Source organism: Acidobacteriota bacterium (assembly GCA_038040445.1).
Lineage (GTDB): Bacteria > Acidobacteriota > Blastocatellia > UBA7656 > UBA7656 > Onstottus_A > Onstottus_A frigus.
In genome coordinates, this window is sequence record JBBPIG010000013.1 from 24,269 (window position 1) to 44,027 (window position 19,759).

A 19,759-nucleotide genomic window follows, 5' to 3' on the forward strand; every position below is an offset into this window, starting at 1 on the left:
AAACCTTGATGAGTTCAGACGCAGTAGCCACCAAAGCCAGCACGATGAAGCTCTGGTATTTGATCATCGCCGCGCTGGTGATGTTCCTCGATCAATTCACCAAGTACTGGGTCTCAGTCAAGCTTCGCGAAGGCGATGAGATCGACGTCATTCCAGGCTTCTTCAAGCTCAGCTATACCGAGAATCCGGGCATCGCGTTTGGGATGCTCAACAATGGCAACGTGAAATGGTTGCTGGTCAGCGTCTCGGTAGCCGCGATATTGGTAGTGGTTTATTACATGATGCGCACTCCGGCTTCAAACCGCTTGCTGCTGTCGTCGCTGGCGCTGCTTGCCGCGGGAATATGCGGCAATCTGATCGATCGCGTTCGATTGGGCCGGGTTATTGACTTCATCCTGCTTTATTACAAGGACTATCAGTGGCCGGTGTTCAACGTCGCGGATACGGCGATAACGATAGGCGCAGCGTTGATGGCAATCGAGCTGTTCCTGGCGCCGCAGGCGGAACGGCCAACGATAGTGGAGCCGGCCGAAGCTCCGAATGTTGAGAGTAGTCCGTAGTCCGTAGTCCGTAGTCCGTAGTCAGTAGTCAGTAGCTCTTCGATGCGAGTTGATGGCGAGAGAGCCATTGACTACTACGTACTACGTACTACGGACTACGGGCTACTGACTACGGACCACGGACTACGGACTACGGACTAATTAATGTTCCCAGAACTATTCAGGATACCGGGGCTCGGCATTCCCATTGCGACATACGGCGTTCTGCTGGCAATAGCCTTCATCGCAGCGCTGTGGCTGACGGCCCAGCTCGCGGCGCGCGACGGTTTGCCTAAAGATCGGATCTACGATCTTGGGCTTTACATTCTCGCTTGCTCGCTTATCGGGTCGAAAGTGCTGATGGTGATCATCGAGTGGAACGAGTATCGCGGCGAGTGGCGGCGAATGCTCTCGTTCGATCTGTGGCGTTCGGGTGGCGTGTACTACGGTGGATTCTTGGTCGCGCTGCTTGTGAGCGTAATCCTGATGCGGCGATGGCGATTGCCCTGGCGTAAGACCTCTGACGCGTTTGCTCCCGGGGTTGCGCTCGGGCATGCGATCGGCAGGCTAGGCTGCTTTTCAGCCGGCTGTTGCTGGGGCAAGCCCACCACCTCCTGGATAGGTATGCGGTTCAGCGAAAAAGCGAGCGAACTGACAGGCGTGCCGACTGATTCCGCGCTCGTGCCGACTCAGTTGATTGAAGCGGCGGTGAACTTTGCGATCTTTGGCTTTTTGATGTGGCTGCGAAAGCGGCGCGCGTTCGACGGTCAAATAATCTATTCGTATATGATCATCTATGGGGTCGCGCGATTTACTATCGAGTTCTGGCGCGACGATCCACGCGGTCAGGTCCTCGGGCTGTCGACCTCTCAGGTCATCTCGATTATCATGTTCGCGCTCGGCGTTGCTATGACACTTTATTATTGGCGGCGCCGTTCGAGTCAGAGCGTTGCTCACGGCCAGGATGTCGCAGCTCAGGCTTCGTAAGTTACTTTCAATGGCGGCCCTCTGTGGGCCGCTTACCGCGCGAGACTAAACCAACGAGGGGCGGCCACGGAGGGCCGGCCTTACATGCTTTCTTGTGAGTGTTGAAACCCAACTGCTAAGCGTCGGCGTCGAAGCGGCAGGTTTGCGCCTCGATTCATTTCTTGCCTCGCATCTCACGGAAATCAGTCGCACCCGAATCCAACGGACCATCGAAGCCGGAGACATTCTTGTCAACCAACGCGTCGCCAAGCCCGGCTATCGCTTGCGCGCGGGTGATCAAATCGAAATCGACCTCCCCGATCCGCCTCCCGTCGAGCTGGTCCCCGAGCCAATTCCTCTCGATGTAGTCTATGAAGACGATGATTTGATCGTCGTAAGCAAACCGGCGGGGATGGTCGTTCATCCCGGCGCGGGAGTCGACTCGGGCACGCTGGCTCACGCGCTGGTCTATCACTTCAACTCGCTTTCAGGCACGGCAGGACGCATTCGGCCCGGCATCGTTCATCGTCTGGACAAGGAAACATCGGGCTTGCTGGTCGTCGCCAAGAATGACTTAACCCACGAGCGATTGTCCGACCAGTTTCGCGATCGGAAGGTATTCAAGAAATACATCGCGCTGGTCTATGGCCGGGTTGCAAAGGAGCGAGGCGAAATAGAAGCGCGCATTGGACGCGGGACGCGCAACCGCACGCGGATGGCCGTGCTTCGAGGGGGCGCGGGCCGAACGGCTCATAGCACCTTCGAGGTCACCCAACGCTATCAAGACTTCTCGTTGTTAAAGGTCCAGATCAAAACGGGCCGCACTCACCAGATTCGAGTTCACATGGCGCATATTGGCCATCCGGTGGTCGGAGACTCGGCTTATGGAGGCGGCCGCGAGAACTCTATTCGCAACTCGCCAACCAAGCGCGCCGTGGAATCGCTGGGGCGACACTTCCTGCACTCGGCCGAGCTGGCTTTCATTCATCCGCGCACCGGCGAGCGGCTCGCGTTCACTTCACCGCTGCCCGCGGAGCTCACCGGCTTATTGAAGCAGTTGGAATGAAGTTGTGAGGCCGCAGCTTGTTCCTCTATAATTTTTCTTCGAATAGCATCGCTAATCGATATCCCGTGCATCAGACCCGTCGGAGGTTTCCGGTAGCAGATGACACGATCATCATCGCTTGCGCTCCCAATCATGGCTATCTTTTTGCTTGCGGTAGGCGCCGCATTCGCACAAAAGCCCACGACTAACCCGACAGCGCCGCAGCAGCGCGACGACAAGATCGGCGTGCTGGAAGTGCGGCTCCCAATCTCGGCTAAGCAAGACAAGAAGTTTCTGCCCGGTTTGACTGTGAACAACTTCGAAGTCTATGAAGACGGAAAGCGCCAGAAGATCGAGAAATTCGTCTCACCCAGCCAACTGCCGCTCAGCATCGCCCTCCTTATCGACACAAGCAACAGCGTCAAGCTCAAGCTGCCGTTCGAGAAGGAGGCGGGCGAGGACTTCGTTGCGACGGTGACCACATATCGCAGGAGGGATAAGGTCTTGATGGCGTCGTTTGATTCGGCAGTCGAGCTGCATCAGGATTTCACCGACAATCAGGAGCTGCTCATTCGCGCTCTGAGGAAACTCAAAGCGGGCGGCTATACAAAGCTCTTCGACGGCGTCTATCGCATCATCGAAGAGAAGATGGCTAACCTTCCAGACGCCGAGGCTCGCCGAATCATCGTAATACTGTCGGACGGCGAAGACACCGCCAGCGAGCACACGTTGAGGGACGCGATCGAGATGGCCCAACGCTACGATGTGACCATCTTCGGCATCAGCACAAAAAACTTCAAAGGCATCTCTTCAGGAATGGTCGAAAACGCTGACGACAAAGAGCTGCGCAGACTGTGCGAGGAGACTGGAGGGCAGGTAGTCCTCCCGTCGCAGAAGGCTGAGCTGTTCCGCGCGTTCACCCAGGTCGCGAAAGATCTGAGACAAGAGTACGTCCTCTTTTACACCCCGACCAATCAGGCCAAGGCAGGCAAGAAACGCGAGATCAAGGTCAAACTGATTGGCGCCGACGCGCGTCTGTATCACAAGCAGGGATACGTCTACTGAGAATCGCGGATTGAGGATAGATATATGTCATCCATGAAAGTCGTCACCGCTGTGATCGCCCTGTCGGTTCTCGACTGCACGAGCTTTGCGCAAAGACCGAAACCTGCGCCTCAACCTCCCGCGCGGAACTCTCAAAGCGGGCAGACAACTCGACAAGACCAGAAGCCACAAGACAAAAACAAAGACGATGACATAGCCTCGAGCGACGAAGCAGTGCGCCTTGGCACGGATCTGGTCAACGTCTTGTTCACCGCCCTCGATCGCAACAACCGCGTCATCAGCGACATTCGACAGGACGAGATCACCATCCTGGAGGACGGCCGCCCTCAGCAGATCTTCACCTTCAAGCGCGAAACCACTCTTCCGATCAACATTGCCATTCTGATGGATCTTTCGGGCAGCCAGGAGTACACGTTCCCGCAAGCAAAGATCGCCGCTGGAGAGTTCCTTCGTTCGATCATCCGGCCGGCCAAAGACTCCGCCGCGATACTCACGTTCCAGGAGGATGTCGAGCTGGTACAGGGGCTCTCCTCCCGCACGGAAACTCTGAACCGGGCGTTTGACGAGATTCAGTACTCTCGTCGCTTAGGCACGGCGAGCTCGCGGCATCAAGCCACCGCGCTATACGACGCCATCTACATCACTGCCGACGAGGTGCTGGCTCACGATGAGATTCGCAGGGTTTCGGCTGACGATCAGATTACCCGGCGGGCCATCATCCTGCTTACCGATGGAGTCGATAACGCGAGCAGCCGGAAGCTCGAAGAAGCAATCGATCGCGCGTGGCGCGCGGGCGTCATCATTTACTCAATAGGCATCGGCGACCGCTTCAGATTCGAAGGAGTGCGCGAGGATGTGTTGAGGCGACTGGGCGATGAGACCGGTGGACGGGCGTACTTCCCACGCGGGGCCGATGATCTACTCGACAATTTTCGTCAGATAGAAACCGAGCTACGCAGCCAGTACCTGCTGGCTTATTCACCTTCGAACTCGATGCACGACGGGCGTTTCAGACGCGTCGAAGTGCGAGTCAACGCGCGGCCTGAAGCCCGCGTAATTCATCGCCGCGGTTATTACGCGGCTACGGAAGAAGTAAAGAAATGAAGTCAGTAAGAACACATTTTTTAGCAGCAATAGTGTCGGCGTTGGTCCTTCTCTCTGTTTCCCTGAGCGTCGCCAATACGCAGCAGTCTGGAGCACCACCAAAGACCGGTCAAGAAAAGCAGGACAAGAACAAGAAGCCCGCGGAGGCGGAACCCAACCAGGAAGAACAGGTGCTCAAGCTGGGGACTCAGCTTGTGACCGTGCCGTTCAACGTCACCGATAAGAAGAATCGCTACATAAACGATCTCTCAAAGGATCAGATTGATGTCATGGAAGACAACAAGCCGCAGCAGGTGTTTTCGTTCGAGCGGCAGACTGACCTGCCGATCACGATTGCCATGTTGATAGACATATCCGGTAGCCAGGAGTGGACGCTGTCCGACGAGGTATCGGCAGGAAAAACATTCTTTCGCCGGGTGCTTCGACCCAAGAAAGATCTGGCAGCGGTGGTCACTTTCGAACACGAATCAGTGCTTGTGCAGGACCTGACATCGGACGTTGAGAAGCTCTATCGTGCGCTCGACGATGTGAGAATTCCCGCGCAATCGCAGGTCATGCAGCGGCCGGGCAGCACGCCTCCAATCAACAACTCAGGAGTTGGCTCGACCGCCATGTTCGATTCGATTTATTCGGTGTCGTCGGAGCTGCTGAGGCGAGAGGCCGGCCGCCGGGTGATCATCCTGGTCACCGACGGTGCAGACACTTCGAGCAGCGTGAAGATGCGCGAGGCCATCGAGCGAACGTGGCGCAGCGAGATCATTGTCTATTCGATCGGCATCGGCGGACCGATGGGCGTCGATTCGGGAACGCTCAAGAAAATTGCGGCAGAGACAGGAGGGCGAGCCTTCTTTCCGAAGAACTCAGCCGATCTCGATACTGCGTACGCCCAGATAGACGAAGACCTGCGTTCGCAGTACATCCTTGCTTATACGCCTGCGAACCCTGCAAAAGACGGTTCGTTTCGCACGATCCAGGTCAAGATAAAGAATCACGGCGACCTAACGGTGCGGCATCGGCGAGGGTACTTTGCGCCGAGTTAGTCGAACCCGCGAAGCAGACTGATTTGAATAACAGCACGACTCACTTACCCTCGACAGCACATTGAAACAGCAGCCGCAAAACTGCCAGCCAAGCCTGTTCCGACAACGCTACAAGCGACGATTACCTGAAACCGAACAGCGCTCCCTGAACGATCCGCGTCGAGTAGGCGCTCTGATCGAGCGTCAAGAACAAACCGTCCACGTGTTCCCCGCTCTCGCGAAACTCCCGGGCATGTTCTTCTGACCAGAAGAACAACGAGTTTCGTCAGTAAGCGTGAATGATGTTAGGCTCGATGAATCTTGCCCAGTCTATCTCGGGTTCAAACACCAACGGTGTCGCGTTTTCATCGGCGGCTTGATGCCTCAGGTCGCTGCCGATGGTAAGCCGCATAGACCGGTCGCAATGCGCGCACTCTGTTTCTATTTGCACCGACAGCCGCTTTTTTCGTAAACGCCCTTCGACGAAGGGCGCCGCAATCGCGTCCTCCGCTCAAGCCGCATACAGCCGCTCACCGGTGTTGAAGACTAGGCGATGCGGCGTCTTATCAGCGGTAACCGGATAGGCCCAGCTCACGTGGCCGTGGCTGTCCCGAACCAGAAAAAACAGTCTTTCCTCCAGCTCGGCGAGAATCTCATTTACCCGAGGCAGCGCGAGCATCAGTCTCGCCGCGATGATCTTTGGCGCGATGGGTTTCCCTATGCGCGGGAGCTCCCTCACAACGAAGTAGCGCACCAGTTGATGCTCCCTCGACATGAAACAAAGCCTGGTCTTCATCGCCTCCGGGACCTTGCTCAAGTGCCCTTCCCATTCGGCGCGAGGAATCGAAGTAATCTGCGGCCCTCGTCCCACTAGTATCGTTTCGCTCATGGAAATTCTCCTTCCTCCCAGGAAAATCAAACTCGCCGGCGGCGCCGGGTCGATCGAGCGCGAACCGGCCAAAAAAATTCGCCTGCACGCTTCTAGCATGCAGGCGATCTCCGTTTGTGATGTCTGACTATAGCAGCACCTGAAAGAGCAGGGCAACGCGAAACTCACTGGGGACTAAACTGCGTTTTTGCTCTGCCTATCACTGACAACGACCGCCCAACGCCGGACGGGCGTCCCTTCCCTTCTCTTCGATACGAGAAGAAGAATTCGTTCTGGTGCATCGTGCAGTATTCGGCTACGTGTATGCGATCTTCGCTGAAGCCGCAGAAACTGAGTTGTTGAATGTTAGCCGCGCGAATGTCCAGATGAGCCTTGCCGTTTTCTTTGAAGTTCACCAGCAGCTTCCGCCAGTAGCCGAACTCTTTTTTGTATCGTTCGATCACGTCTTCTCCGACTTCGTAGCACTGGGCGCACGCGGCCGGCCCGAGCGCGGCGATGCAATCGAAGGTGTTGACGCCGTTAAGCAGCACCAGATCCGCGATCGTGCGTTCGGTGATCCGTCCAGCCGTTCCTCGCCATCCCGCATGAATCCCAGCCATCACACCCGTCTTCGTGTCTGCGATCAACACCGGCAAGCAGTCGGCAGTCTGCACTGCAAGCAGCACACCGGCAAGCCGCGTGATCATCGCGTCGCAATCAGGCTGAGGGCCTCGTGCCTGCTCCGGCGATTCGATTTCACAACGTTCGGTCGAATGGGTCTGGCGGGCAGTGACGATCTGCGCTTGCTCGGCTCCAATTGCACCGAGAAAGCGGCGGCGATTCTCGTCGACATTCTCCCTTTGGTCGCCTTTGAAATGACCGAGGTTCAGTGAGTTCGACGGCAGCGGGCTCACGCCGCCGAGCCGCGTGCTGAAGGCGTTGATGAAGCCTGCTTGCTCGAGCGGTTCGCATACGAGATACGCGACGCGAGCCTTCACATCGGCATTGTCGATCTCGCGCTCGCGCATAACGAACGGGCCTGCGGCGGCGCCTTCTTCAACCAGCTCTTGCATAATCGAGTCAACCTTTATGTTCGACCAATCAGCGAGTCAAGCGCAGAAAAGATTTCTTCCAGAACCCGGTCTGATACGTTGCCCAGTCTGTCCGTGACGAACCGGCTATCCACCGCAGTGAGTTGAAAGACAAGAGCAACCGAAGGGCGGCGCAGTCCGTTCTCTCGGTCGGGTTCCACCAGAATGGTGCCGGGAAAGCGCAGAGCGTCTGGCTGGGAAGTAAGAGGGACAAGCAGCGTGGTTGGTAATGTCGAGACCGTCTGAAGAATGATCGCCGGGCGGCGTCCCGCTTGGGCGCGGCTTCCTCGCACTGGAAGCTCGACCCAATAGAGATCACCGACGGTCACGATTGCGAATCCTCGTCGTAGGGGAACGTCTCAAAGCTTTCAGCGCCGATTGACAGCCACGCTTGCAGCTCATCGGCTAACGCCTCGCTCATTGGCTCCTGCGTGATTGGAACAAGCAGGATGCCGGTGCGCGTTTCGATCACGCGGACGGGGGTGTGTTCTGCTAGACCGTATCGCGATCGCACGGCAGCGGGCAGGGTGATTTTGCCGCCATCTTCAATGGTCACGTTGTCTGCCGTTTTCATAGCGCGATTGTAGCACAGCGGATCACAGTTGTGTTGCTGCTCTATAACCAACTTGAAAGCGTCCCATTCTGTGCTAGAATCCTTCAGGTTTATCGGAGGTTCGCTATGGATAACAAGAAAAGGCTCCTCATAAACATCGGCGGCATCCTGGCATTCTCAATAGTCGGAGCGATCCTGATCATGGGAGTTGATCCGGGAGGCACGCGCTGGCTCAAGTTCATCCTCTACGTCGTCTTCTTCGCATCCATCTCATCACCGGCTGTATTCTCATCACACTACAGTTGCAGCGCAATGCTGCGCCGCCTGCGCAAGCGAAGCTGAACTGGGCAGCCACCTGAGTCTCGAACATTATTGTTCCCGGCACGCTCTGTTGACACTGCCGCTGAGCGCGCTTACGCTCTCGGTTTATCGTTCAGCCATGAAAGGTGACAGTTACTATGCTCGATATTAATTTCGTGCGCACTAATCTCGACATTGCCAGAAAGAAACTCGAACTGCGCGGGGTTCCGCCGAATGCGCTCGACCAGTTCAGCGAGCTCGACGAGCGTCGCCGCGCGCTAATTCGCGAGCGCGACGAGTTGAACGCGACGCGCAATCGTGAAAGCCAGGAGATCGGAACGCTGGTGAAGGCAGGCCGCAAAGATGAGGCTGAATCGCGCCGCGCGGCCGTGCGAGAACTGGGCGACCGCATCAGTGCGACCGAAGCTGAGTTAAGCGCGGTCGAGACTGATCTGACCAATCTGATGGTGACGCTGCCGAATTTGCCGCACGAAAGCGTGCCGGCCGGCGCGGACGAAGCCGCCAATCAAGAAATAAAGCGTTGGGGCACGCCTCCGGCTTTTGACTTCGAACCGCTCGATCACGTCGATCTGGGGACCTCGCTTGGGATATTGGATCTCGAGCGCGCGGCGAAGATTTCGGGTGCGCGCTTTTCGATTCTCACCGGCAAGGGAGCACGGCTCGAACGAGCTCTGATCAATTTCTGTCTGGAGATGCAGACGCAGCGGCACGGCTACGAAGAAGTGGCGCCGCCGTTGATCGTGACCGCCAAGACTCTGTATGGCACCGGGCAGCTTCCGAAGTTCGAAGCCGATCTGTTCAAGCTCACCGACGAGCGCGGCTTGTATCTGATCCCAACTGCCGAAGTGCCGCTGACGAACATCTACGCGGACGAAATCCTTGACGGCGCGCGCTTGCCAATCAAGATGACGGCCTACACCCCCTGCTTTCGATCCGAGGCGGGAAGCTACGGCAAAGACACTCGTGGGCTGATTCGGCAGCATCAATTCGACAAAGTGGAACTGGTCAAAATCACCCGTCCGGAAGATTCCTACGAGGAACTGGAATCGCTGACCCGAGACGCCGAAGCGGTGCTTGAAAGACTCGGGCTCGCGTATCGCAGAGTCGCGCTATCGACCGGCGATCTGGGATTCTCGTCGGCGAAGACCTATGACATCGAAGTGTGGCTGCCCAGCCAAAACACCTATCGCGAGATCTCTTCGTGTTCGAACTGCGAAGCGTTCCAGGCGCGGCGCGCAGGAATTCGATTCCGCCGCGAATCGAAGTCGAAGCCGGAGTTCGCGCACACTCTGAACGGTTCGGGTATGGCGATTGGACGGCTGTGGCTGGCGTTGCTCGAGAATTATCAACAACCAGATGGCTCGGTAGTAATCCCGGAAGCACTGCAGCCTTACATGGACGACTTGAAAGTTATCAAGTGAAGTACGCGACAAGTGGCGACGCTGAAATCCGCAATCCGCAATTAGGAAAGCGAGCCACCATACGTCAGCGCCAGAAGCCGTAGAGAGGGTTCTGACTCGGTCTAAAAGTCGCGCGTGCGAGCCATCGAAACCATCGGCCGTTCCGGCGGTGAGGCCCGGAGCGGTGAATGGAAGATGGCTTCAACTTCGCGCGCGCCAATTCATCCAGCGCTGCGTACGGTGGCCCCAAGAGAACACCTTCAGGCGTCTCAAGCTTCCGCTGTATCGATCTGCACGGATCGTGCCATCACCTTAGTCTAGTCACACCTGTTTGAGATAAACCACTTGCCCGCCATTGAAACGCACGGTGCGGCGATACCATTATCAGTTTGACTTTCCCATTGACTGCATCGATTTCTTTTTGACCGATTGCGCACGAAGCTGAATTCTCTTGTAGCTTGCTGCTTCCGCCACGCGTTGATAAGCTACCGCTCGCTTTCGGCGGTAACCGCCACAGGCGTTGAGTTACGTCAATACGCAACCGGGAGGAAATGGGATGGGCCGACACCTACAGCGGAGACCACTTGCTCTGGCCGCGGCGCTCGCACTGCTAACATCGGGCTCGCTAGCCGCGGGTGGTCCCGACAAATCCGCAGCGCCCGACTTCGCTGCCGCGCGCGATGAGGTAGTAAAAATTCTCACAGGTTTCGTCCGCATCGATACCAGCAACCCGCCGGGCAACGAAACCAAAGGAGCCGAGTATTTGAAATCCATTCTCGACCGCGAAGGCATCGCGTCCGAGATATTCGAAATGGAACCCGGGCGCGGCAACATCGTCGCGCGTATCAAAGGCAACGGCAAGAAGAAACCTCTCTTGCTGATGGGCCACATCGATGTCGTCGGCGTCGAGCGTGACAAGTGGACCGTCGATCCTTTCGGCGGCGTGATCAAGGACGGATACATCTACGGTCGAGGCGCGTCCGACGACAAAGGCATGACGAGCGCGTGTCTCGAAGTTTTCCTGTTGCTTCACCGGATGAAGGTCCCACTCGATCGCGATGTCATTTTCCTTGCCGAAGCTGGCGAAGAAGGCACCTCAACAGTTGGAATCGATTACATGGTCGCTCAGCACTGGGACAAGATTGAATGCGAATACGCGCTCAACGAAGGCGGAACCATCTATGCACTCGACGGCAAGGTCAAATACGTAGGCATAGCGACCACCGAGAAGGTTCCGCGAGGTTTCCGGCTCGTCGCGCGAGGCACAAGCGGGCACGGCTCGGTCCCGCGACCCGACAACCCGATCACTCATCTTGCGGCTGCGGTCGCAAAAGTCGGCAACTGGCAATCACCGATGCGATTGAATGAAACGACGCGCGCGTTCTTCTCCCGGCTCGCGAAGATCAGTCCGGCGGAAGAAGCGTTTCTGTACACTCACCTCGAAGATCCGGCCAACAGCCAAATGGTTCAGGAAAAGATTCGCGCTCACAACGGCTCATATAACTCCATGCTGCGGACTTCGATTGTTCCAACGATCATCAAGGGCGGCTTCCGCAGCAATGTCATCCCGGGCGACGCCGAAGCTACACTCGACGTGCGGGCAGTGCCCGATGAAGACATCGACGCGCTGGCGGCGGTTCTGCGCAAACTCATCGACGACCCCGCCGTCGAAGTGATTCCGCCGCCGGCGCGAGGTCGTCCCGCAACCCCGCCGTCGAAGCTCGAGAGCGATATGTTTCGCGCGCTTGAAGGCGCGCAGGCGAAAGTCTTTCCGGGCGTCGTGACGTTGCCGCTAATGCTTACCGGCGCGACTGATTCGGCGCAGCTTCGAGCGAAGGGCGTGCAGGCGTACGGTCTGGGAAGCGTGGCCGGCGACCGCGAGCGCGCCAGCATCCACGGCAACGACGAGAGGATCTCAGTTGACGGGCTCGGCAAGTTCGTCGAGTTCATCTACTGGGCGGTGATCTATGTCGCCGCGTCGAAGTGATCGGAATAGACCACGGACGCAACGGATTCGACGGATCGGCACAGATCAAATCAGTGTGAATCCGCCGGATCCGTTCGATCCGCGGTCTATTCCCTGGAGAAGATCGCTATGAGACGCGCTTGACTGTGCGGGATCGGATGAGTTTCGATCTTGTAATTAACCTGTCCTTCAAGCTTCGCAACGAGATCTGATCCGCAGTAGAGCATCAGCGTCTGTTTCGGGCTCAGGCGCTCGATGACTGTCGGCAGGACGGCTTCGGCGCGATCGAGGGCTCGGCTTGTGAGAAGGTCGTAGCCGGCCCAATCGAATTCTTCCAGCCTGGCGGTCATAACTTTCAAATTCGCCAGCCCCAATTCGTCTTTCGCCTCTTTCAGGAAGAGCGACTTTTTTTGATTCGCCTCGAGAGCGGTTACTTGAAAATCGGGCCTCGCGACTGCCAGCGGGATAGCCGGGAATCCTGCGCCGCTACCTATGTCCAGCAACGTACGCGCGCCGGCTATGAATCGCGCTCCAAAAAGAGATTCCGCATAGTGAAGCCTGGCTGCCTCCCGTGGTTCGGTGATTCGCGTCAGGTTCAGTCGCTGATTCCACCGGCAGAGCATCGAATAATGTCTCACCAACTGAGTCGTTTGCCCTTCCGTTAGCGCCTCGATCCCGTAACTCGAGATCGCTGTTTCGAGCTCGGATTGGAATGCGGCGGTTTGATCGCGGCTCATCGATCCCCTCGATGCTGTTCGTTTGGCTGCGGTTTAATTAGAATACCTTTGCAGTCTTAACACAATCCGACAAGAAGGAAAGGGAAGCTCGCAATTGCGTATCAAGGCGGTCTCATTTGATTTTTGGCACACGTTGTTCACTGAACAGCCGGGAGCGTTTCGGCTGTATCAACATCGAAGGCGAAGCTTGCTGGCCGAGATGTTCCCTCAACACGGCTCTCGTCTCAAGGCCGATCTGGCGCGCGCTTGTTCGATCGAGGCCGAGAGCCATCACCGAATCTGGCAAGAGGAGCACCGAACTCTGCCGGCTGTTGAGCGCGTGAGCACAATTCTGAATCACCTTGACGTCGCGGTGTCTGAGCCGGTGCTTGCGACGATTGTGGCGCGCTTCGAAGAGGGAATCCTCGAGCACCCGCCGGTGCTTGTAGCCGGCGCGCGTGAAGCGCTGTCCAGTTTGGCGCAGTGCTATCGGCTGGGGATCATCTCAGATGTGGGGTTCTCGCCGGGCCGAGTGCTGAAGCAGGTGCTTGCGGACAACGACCTGCTCGACGTGTTCGACTCGCTGGTTTTCTCAGATGAAGCGGGTCGCGCGAAGCCTCACATCGAAGTCTTCGAGCGCACGGCCCGGTCGCTTTCAGCGGCGCCTGGAGCGATGGTGCACGTGGGCGATCTCGAACGGACTGACATCATCGGCGCCAAGCGAGCGGGCTATCGCGCGATTCGATTTGTCGGAGTCACGCCAATGGAAGAAGGCGAGACGACTATCGCCGACTTCGTGACCGATGACTTGACTGACATTCCGAGGCTGGTTGGAATGCTCGACGGGGGACTCGAATGAAGGTTTTCAGCCTACGCGAAGCCGAAGCATCACGAGACATCGACATCAAGATGATGGCCACGCGCTCGTCGCGCTATCGGGTGTTTGGCTCTTCGGAGCGGATCCAGGGCGGTGAGATGGCGGTCGTTGATCTTCGAGACGGCGTTGAACCGCCGGACTTCGCGACTCGCTTCACCGTGCTCGATCGTCACCAGGTGAAAGCCGTCTGTCTGGTGCGGAAGCTCCAATGATGACGCAGAACCCGAAACTCTGAACCCTGAACCTGTCCTTTATTCCCACTCAATGGTAGAAGGCGGCTTCGAGCTGATGTCGTAGACCACTCGATTGACCCCGCGCACCTCGCTCACGATTCGAGACGAGATTCGCTGCAGCACATCATAAGGAAGCCGCGCCCAATCGGCGGTCATCCCATCAAGCGACTCGACCACCCGAAGCGCGATCGCGTTGTCATAAGTCCGCATATCTCCCATCACTCCGACCGTCGAAACCGGCAACAGCACCGCGAATGATTGCCAAACCTTGTCGTACAGATCGGCTCGGCGAATCTCTTCGATGACAATCGCTTCAGCCTCTTGGAGCAAGGCCACGCGATCGGCAGTCACTTCGCCGAGTATGCGAACAGCCAGGCCCGGACCCGGGAACGGCTGTCTACCGATTATGTCTTCGGGCAAGCCCAGCTCGCGGCCCACTCTTCGCACTTCGTCCTTGAACAACTCGCGCAGAGGCTCGATCAGCTTGAGATTCATTTTCTCAGGCAAGCCGCCCACATTGTGATGAGACTTGATCACCGCGGACGGGCCTTTCACTGAGACCGATTCGATCACGTCGGGATAAAGTGTGCCCTGGACGAGAAAGTCTTCGTGGCCGAGCTTTCGCGCTTCTTCTTGAAATATCTCGATGAACTCGTTGCCGATGATCTTGCGTTTGCGTTCGGGGTCGATCACGCCCGCAAGCTTCGTCAAGAAGCGCTCGCCCGCCGCGACGCCGATCACGTTGAGGTCCATTTCTTGGTAAGCTTCGAGCACCTCTTCAAACTCGTTCTTGCGGAGCAGCCCGGTGTCCACGAAGATGCAGGTCTGACGGTCGCCGATCGCTCGCGCAACAAGCGCAGCCGCGACCGAGGAGTCGACTCCACCCGACAGACCGCAAACGGCCCGGCCGTCTCCAACGCGACGCTTGATGTCTTCGACGGTAGTCTCTATGAACGAGGCCATCGTCCAATCGCAGCGCAATTGGCAAACGTTAACCAGAAAGTTGCGGAGTATCTCTTTGCCTTGGGGAGTGTGAGCGACCTCAGGATGAAACTGAACCCCGTAGAGCTTACGCGCGTGATCTTCGACAGCTCCGATTGCAGCTTCAGTAGCCGCGGTGATCGTGAAACCTTCAGGCGGACGGCTCACATAATCGCCGTGGCTCATCCAGACTTTGAGCGGCGAACTCAGACCAGCGAGCAACTGACTCTCAGCCTGAACGGCGATCTCGGCCTGTCCATACTCGCGTCTGTTAGACGGCTTGACCTCGCCGCCCAGGAAATGAGCCATCAGTTGCACGCCGTAGCAGATGCCAAGCACGGGCACGCCCATTTGGATTACTGCGGGATCAGGATGCGGCGCGCCTTCTTCGTAGACCGACGACGGACCTCCGGATAAGATAATGGCTCGCGGGTCCTTGCGACGGATCTCTTCGGTGGTCGTGTTGAAGGGGACTATCTCGGAGTAGACGCCAAGTTCGCGAACTCTGCGAGCGATCAGTTGAGTGTACTGTCCGCCGAAATCGAGGATGAGAACGGTTTCGTGATCGGAGGCCATAATGTTGAATCAGGATGATACCAGCTCGCAAGGCTCTGGAGCTGGCGTTCAAGACAGAAATGAGATCAGCAAGTTACCTTTCCTGCTTGTCTCCCGAGGGACGCACAGCGGAAGAGTTGATGCCTTTCCCGGTTAACGGCACCTTCTGCGGGCTGTCCGCAGCATTGTCCGTGAGGACGATCGCAGCGTTGCGGCCGTCGGTTGCTGACGGCGTGAAGCTAACATCAACGATACAGCTCTTGCTTGAATCGATGGTCGCCCCTGTGCACGTGTCCTGAACCACCGCAAAATCTTGTCGCTCATCACCACTGATCACGACGCTGTTAATGTATAGCTTCTTTCCGCCTGTGTTCGTGACAGTGATTCTTTGCGACTTGCTGGGCTTCTTCGCCACTTGATCGCCGAAGTCAATACTGCTCGGTTCGAGCTTGACCGCTGGCGGTTGTTGCTCACTCTCGTTTGTCTTTTGGGAAAACGTCAGGTGTGCTAATCCAAAGAGTACAAGAGCCAGCGGCAGTATTTTTTTCATGACCTCAACTCCTGATTCAGAATTATAGAACCAAACTTCGCAGCATGGAAGCGTTGGCACTGAGTTGGACGCCGCAGCAGATGCCGAGCACGGGCACACCCATTATTTCTGAGTACACGCCGAGTTCGCGGACTCGTCGCGCTATGAGTTGTGTGTACTGTCCGCCAAAGTCGAGGATGAGAACCGCTTCGTGATCGGAAGGCATAGTGTTGAGCGAGGATTATAGGGAGGCATTCGCCAGGGTCTAAAGCCCAGGCACTGGATTGGATGGACAAGAGGAACGCCAGGGAATGGCGATTCTGGTATTCCGCGGCTCCTCAAGAAGATTCTTGCATTGGTCTATTCTCAAATCGCGTCATGTATGGTGGAGGAGATATCGACATCCGATCTGTAGGCACGAACATACCGGAACTGCGAGGCTAAAGTCAGGTCCCCAAGGTTTCGGACGTGGTCCCTACCAAGCGCCAAACATTTCAGAGGAAGCCTAGTGGAAGGAGGAATATATGCCAACCGGAAAGACAGCAAGCAAAAAGACAGCAGCAGAAATCAAGCGGGCGATCGAGGCAATCGAGGCCGAGATTCAGAAAGAGAAGAAAAAGCGAGAGAAAAGCGGTGAGACGTTCGTTTCACTGACACGCGAGCAACTCGAGAACAAGCTGAAGCGCGCGGAATCACCCGTTATCACCTGGCAGAGCTGGAATAACACCGCTCCGATCGGCGGGACGATCAATTACACCGTAGGGGTGACGAATCCTGATCCTTTTGCGTGGGTAAACCTTGCGGTTGCCGTGGCAGTCGGAAATCGAAATCCGATCACGAGCAACGATCTCTTCTTGTCCGACTTCGACCGACGCTTTCCGACGCTGGCACAGCCGGCGACGATAGGTTTCTCGCTCGGCCCGGCGGGATCGGCGACCGCTTCCACATCGTTCAGCTTCGCGCTGAGGATCCCGAGCGGTGTCGAGAAGACGGGCTACTTCGGCAACTCGGTACTCCAACAACTCAACTTTCACGATGTCGGCAAGTACCTTGATCGCGGTGTCTTCTTCTTCGGCGTCGTCTGACCAAGGATACGACGTGAGGAATGTCGCGGGGGCGAGCCCATGCTCGCCCCCGCGTATGGTTCACGCGCGACTAACGATGGGCGTCAACCGGCGCGCCGAATACCAATCAGCACCGCGATTGATGAACTTCAGATCGTGGTTTTGTGCGGCGAACCAGAAGAGTGGCAGAACCCCGTCAGCCATCTCCCGTTGTCACGCATCTGCGACGAACTACAGGAAACCCGACTTACCCCTTCGCCACCACATAAGGCTTCTTCACGTACTGCGTCGCAAGCTTGTGCGAGTCGAAGATGTTCTCGCGTTTCAGCACCATCTGATACTCGGCCATCGCTTCGTCGCGTTTGCCGAGCGCGTCCAATGCCTCGCCCGCGTGAAGGTGCGCTAGAGAAATCAACCCGGGATCCGACTTCGACCAGCGCTGCGCTTCCTTGTACCGCGCGGCGGCGCCCGCGTAGTCTTGCTTAGCCTGCAGCGCCTCGCCCCATTGATAGTTCACCAGGTCGGCGGCTTGGCCAACCACGCGATCGACTTTCAGCAGATCACCAAATGCGCGAGCGCCATCATCCGCCCGGCCCATCCGGTACAACATTGCCGCGCGCTCGACTCCAAATAGATAATTGCGCGGATACTGCTTTACCATGTAGCTGATTATGTCCAGCGCGCGTTCGGGTTGATTCTCCTTGCTGTAGATCCCCAATAACACGACTCTGGCGTCGTCAGCCGTGTATTTGCCCCGCTTGGTGACAAGCTCGAGGTGCTCGATGCCTTTGCTCTTTGATCCTTTTAGTCCCGCGAACCGCGCCAGCAAGCGCCAGCCAAACGGCAAGCTGTCGATCACGTACTCGTAGAGCCCAATGCTCAAGTAAGCGTCGATGTACTCGGGGTCGAGCTTGATAACCTGCCGTTGAATCTGGATCGAGTCGTTCGCGTCGCCAATAGAGCGCGTGAAGCTGCGCTTAACCGAAGTGCCGTACGCCGCTCTGATCCCCAACGCCGAAGCGTTGTAGTAAAGCGCTTCGACGTCTTTGGAGTCTTTCGCCAAACGAGCTCGCGTAGCAGCCAACGCTTGTTTGATCAGCTCGTTGAACTCGCGGTCGCGTTTTGGATCGACTTTGTCCTCGGTTTTTTCCTGTGCGTAAAACGATCCGCCGGTATAAACAGAGGTTGACAGCCGGCGGCTCTGATACAGGGTCTCGAGCCAAAGGTTGTTCGCCAAATAAACATAGCCCGCTGGATGGTCAGGGGCGATCTTTGTCATCTGGAGGAACCGTTCGCGCGCGGTTTTGTAGTCGATGTTGTACACCGCGTCGAAGCCTTCGGTCCTCAGCCGGTCAAACTCGGCCTGATCTGCTGCGCGCGCGGTATCGCCGGCGCCGTTTGATCGCTCTTGCTGCGAAGTCTTCACGCGCGACGTCACAGTGACGCTCGCCGAGGCGATTGAATTCGAGATCAACAGTCCGGCTAGAAAAAAAGAAATCATTACTGCAGCCATTTTGAAACTCCTCAAATACGTTTGACCAACTCCGTTAGGAGTTGAATGTTTATAGAAGCGGGTCGTTCGGCGTTGCGCACCCCAGCGGGGTGCCACTGTCGGTCACTCGCTCATTTTACGAGAGTTGATCCGACACATTGCACCCCTACGGGGTGCCTTACACCACCACGGGTGCCTGCACAGACTGAAGTCCATGCTACTACGGAACGATCACCGAAAGCGCATCGGGCACCACATCGAAGGTCATCGGCAGCGGACCGAGGATCTCGCCATCGGCTTCGACCCACGGCTCGTGGGTCGAGTTCGCCGCAACGTGTTTGCCTCTGACCAGAGCGGCCCCGGCGACTTCGGGCTTTCCTCGCATGCACCCGGCAAGCGCTCGCAGGTAAGCGACGTTGTTCGCCAGCGGCGGCAATATGAACACCTCGAACCACGGCTCCTCCAGCTTCGCGCCTGGAGTGATCGTCATCCCTCCACCGTATCCCTTGCCGTTCCCGATCAACGCAAAAGCGCTTTGGTAGCGGCGGCCGTCTACTTCGATTGTGAACGGTTCGCCGCGCCACGAAAAAAAATGCTTGAGGCCCGAAATCCAGTAAGCGAACTCGCCCGTTCTCCGTTTGAGCTTCTTGTTGACGCCGCGCGCGACGGAGGCGTCGAGCCCGATACCCGCCATCATGAGAAAATACCGTCCGGTGGTTCCGGGTTCCGGGTTCCGGGTTCCGGGTTCTGCATTTGCGCTGACGGTCTCAATCGCGGCACGCTGAGCACCGATCTCGGAACCCGGAACCCGGAACCCTGAACCGGCCTCGAACGCGGAACCCGGAACCCGGAACCCGGAACCCGCCTTCGCAAGACCGAGAGCGATGCGCCGAGTCTTACCAGCGGCGATCATGTCGGCGAGTTCTTCGATATCGAATGGAACTCCCAAATCGCGCGCTACAACGTTCGAGGTGCCGCCGGGCCACACGGCAAGCGCGGTCCGGCTACCGGTCATTACCTGGATTACTTCATTCAACGTTCCGTCTCCGCCGTAGCTGATGATAATGTCCGCCCCTTCGGTTAGCGCTTCTCGCGCGAGGCGGGTCGCGTCCCCAGGCCCCGCCGTCGGGCGCGCGTCGGCGTCGATACCGCGTTCGGCCAGCAGTCCGATCATTCGGCGGACGGCTTCGGCGCGGCGCGCGGGACGCCCCGACATCGGATTGTAGATTATTGTTGCTGATTTGGGGTTCATCACGCGCCGACGCTGATAAGAGGCAACTGGAATGCCGCTCATCTCCAGCCCGTAACTATTCTAGAAGGGCGGTTCTTTAAGGGGCAAGGTGCACAGGCGACGCAGGATTTTGCCGACGATTGT

22 protein-coding genes are annotated in these 19,759 nt (G+C 57.3%); 12 read left to right on the plus strand and 10 right to left on the minus strand.

The annotated features are described in order from the left end of the window. Positions 1-8: 8 nt before the first annotated feature. The 6 genes from lspA (at position 9) to AABO57_15090 (ending at position 5,759) form a co-directional block, all read left to right on the plus strand. Positions 9-560: a signal peptidase II gene (gene lspA / locus AABO57_15065; protein MEK6287058.1), complete on the plus strand. Its 552-nt coding sequence runs from the start codon at positions 9-11 to the stop codon at positions 558-560. A gap of 144 nt (positions 561-704) precedes the next feature. After that, positions 705-1,526 (plus strand): prolipoprotein diacylglyceryl transferase, encoded by an 822-nt coding sequence (gene lgt, locus AABO57_15070; GenBank protein ID MEK6287059.1) that lies wholly within the window; start codon positions 705-707, stop codon positions 1,524-1,526. Positions 1,527-1,620: 94 nt separating this feature from the next. Then, positions 1,621-2,571 carry an RluA family pseudouridine synthase gene (locus AABO57_15075; GenBank protein ID MEK6287060.1) on the plus strand — a complete coding sequence of 317 codons (951 nt, stop codon included), beginning with the start codon at positions 1,621-1,623 and terminating at the stop codon, positions 2,569-2,571. A gap of 99 nt (positions 2,572-2,670) precedes the next feature. Then, on the plus strand, positions 2,671-3,615 hold the full coding sequence (locus AABO57_15080) for a VWA domain-containing protein (protein ID MEK6287061.1): 945 nt from the start codon (positions 2,671-2,673) through the stop codon (positions 3,613-3,615). A gap of 24 nt (positions 3,616-3,639) precedes the next feature. After that, positions 3,640-4,719, plus strand: coding sequence for a VWA domain-containing protein (locus AABO57_15085; GenBank protein ID MEK6287062.1), 1,080 nt, complete (start codon positions 3,640-3,642; stop codon positions 4,717-4,719). Continuing rightward, positions 4,716-5,759, plus strand: coding sequence for a VWA domain-containing protein (locus AABO57_15090; GenBank protein ID MEK6287063.1), 1,044 nt, complete (start codon positions 4,716-4,718; stop codon positions 5,757-5,759). The genes AABO57_15085 and AABO57_15090 overlap by 4 nt, the downstream gene beginning before the upstream one ends. Positions 5,760-6,024: 265 nt before the next feature. Here the strand turns inward: AABO57_15090 and AABO57_15095 are convergent, their stop codons facing one another. The 5 genes from AABO57_15095 to AABO57_15115 form a co-directional block, all read right to left on the minus strand. Beyond that, positions 6,025-6,189, minus strand: coding sequence for a hypothetical protein (locus AABO57_15095; GenBank protein MEK6287064.1), 165 nt, complete (start codon positions 6,187-6,189; stop codon positions 6,025-6,027). Between the two features lie 60 nt (positions 6,190-6,249). Beyond that, the gene (locus AABO57_15100) at positions 6,250-6,627 is read right to left on the minus strand and encodes a hypothetical protein (GenBank protein ID MEK6287065.1); all 378 of its coding nucleotides are present in this window, start codon (positions 6,625-6,627) and stop codon (positions 6,250-6,252) included. Between the two features lie 164 nt (positions 6,628-6,791). Then, a complete protein-coding gene (gene pgeF / locus AABO57_15105) occupies positions 6,792-7,679 on the minus strand; it encodes a peptidoglycan editing factor PgeF (GenBank protein ID MEK6287066.1) in 888 nt (295 codons plus the stop codon). 14 nt (positions 7,680-7,693) lie between these two features. Beyond that, the gene (locus AABO57_15110; protein ID MEK6287067.1) at positions 7,694-8,026 is read right to left on the minus strand and encodes a type II toxin-antitoxin system PemK/MazF family toxin; all 333 of its coding nucleotides are present in this window, start codon (positions 8,024-8,026) and stop codon (positions 7,694-7,696) included. Beyond that, positions 8,023-8,271 carry an AbrB/MazE/SpoVT family DNA-binding domain-containing protein gene (locus AABO57_15115; GenBank protein ID MEK6287068.1) on the minus strand — a complete coding sequence of 83 codons (249 nt, stop codon included), beginning with the start codon at positions 8,269-8,271 and terminating at the stop codon, positions 8,023-8,025. Before AABO57_15115 ends, AABO57_15110 begins: the two co-directional genes overlap by 4 nt. Positions 8,272-8,376: 105 nt before the next feature. On the opposite strand from AABO57_15115, the gene AABO57_15120 reads away from it, so the two are divergent. The 3 genes from AABO57_15120 to AABO57_15130 all read left to right on the plus strand — a co-directional run bounded on the left by AABO57_15120 (position 8,377) and on the right by AABO57_15130 (position 11,958). Next, positions 8,377-8,592, plus strand: coding sequence for a hypothetical protein (locus AABO57_15120; GenBank protein MEK6287069.1), 216 nt, complete (start codon positions 8,377-8,379; stop codon positions 8,590-8,592). Positions 8,593-8,708: 116 nt separating this feature from the next. After that, on the plus strand, positions 8,709-9,992 hold the full coding sequence (gene serS / locus AABO57_15125; GenBank protein ID MEK6287070.1) for a serine--tRNA ligase: 1,284 nt from the start codon (positions 8,709-8,711) through the stop codon (positions 9,990-9,992). Positions 9,993-10,527: 535 nt separating this feature from the next. Further along, a complete protein-coding gene (locus AABO57_15130; protein MEK6287071.1) occupies positions 10,528-11,958 on the plus strand; it encodes a M20/M25/M40 family metallo-hydrolase in 1,431 nt (476 codons plus the stop codon). Between the two features lie 86 nt (positions 11,959-12,044). On the opposite strand, the gene rsmG is transcribed toward AABO57_15130, so the two are convergent. Further along, positions 12,045-12,674: a 16S rRNA (guanine(527)-N(7))-methyltransferase RsmG gene (gene rsmG, locus AABO57_15135; protein MEK6287072.1), complete on the minus strand. Its 630-nt coding sequence runs from the start codon at positions 12,672-12,674 to the stop codon at positions 12,045-12,047. A gap of 94 nt (positions 12,675-12,768) precedes the next feature. Here rsmG and AABO57_15140 point away from each other — a divergent pair, with 94 nt between their 5' ends. Then, positions 12,769-13,512: an HAD family hydrolase gene (locus AABO57_15140; GenBank protein MEK6287073.1), complete on the plus strand. Its 744-nt coding sequence runs from the start codon at positions 12,769-12,771 to the stop codon at positions 13,510-13,512. After that, positions 13,509-13,742, plus strand: a complete 234-nt coding sequence (locus tag AABO57_15145) for a hypothetical protein (protein ID MEK6287074.1) — start codon at positions 13,509-13,511, stop codon at positions 13,740-13,742. The genes AABO57_15140 and AABO57_15145 overlap by 4 nt, the downstream gene beginning before the upstream one ends. Before the next feature lie 39 nt (positions 13,743-13,781). On the opposite strand, the gene guaA is transcribed toward AABO57_15145, so the two are convergent. Further along, on the minus strand, positions 13,782-15,320 hold the full coding sequence (gene guaA, locus AABO57_15150) for a glutamine-hydrolyzing GMP synthase (GenBank protein ID MEK6287075.1): 1,539 nt from the start codon (positions 15,318-15,320) through the stop codon (positions 13,782-13,784). Positions 15,321-15,393: 73 nt separating this feature from the next. Continuing rightward, the gene (locus AABO57_15155; protein ID MEK6287076.1) at positions 15,394-15,849 is read right to left on the minus strand and encodes a choice-of-anchor D domain-containing protein; all 456 of its coding nucleotides are present in this window, start codon (positions 15,847-15,849) and stop codon (positions 15,394-15,396) included. A gap of 503 nt (positions 15,850-16,352) precedes the next feature. Between AABO57_15155 and AABO57_15160 the strand changes: the two genes are divergently transcribed. Then, a complete protein-coding gene (locus tag AABO57_15160) occupies positions 16,353-16,913 on the plus strand; it encodes an OmpH family outer membrane protein (protein ID MEK6287077.1) in 561 nt (186 codons plus the stop codon). A gap of 226 nt (positions 16,914-17,139) precedes the next feature. Here AABO57_15160 and AABO57_15165 read toward each other — a convergent pair whose 3' ends face one another. After that, positions 17,140-18,405 carry a hypothetical protein gene (locus AABO57_15165; protein MEK6287078.1) on the minus strand — a complete coding sequence of 422 codons (1,266 nt, stop codon included), beginning with the start codon at positions 18,403-18,405 and terminating at the stop codon, positions 17,140-17,142. Between the two features lie 199 nt (positions 18,406-18,604). Then, positions 18,605-19,678, minus strand: coding sequence for a diacylglycerol kinase family protein (locus AABO57_15170; protein ID MEK6287079.1), 1,074 nt, complete (start codon positions 19,676-19,678; stop codon positions 18,605-18,607). Positions 19,679-19,759 lie beyond the last annotated feature (81 nt).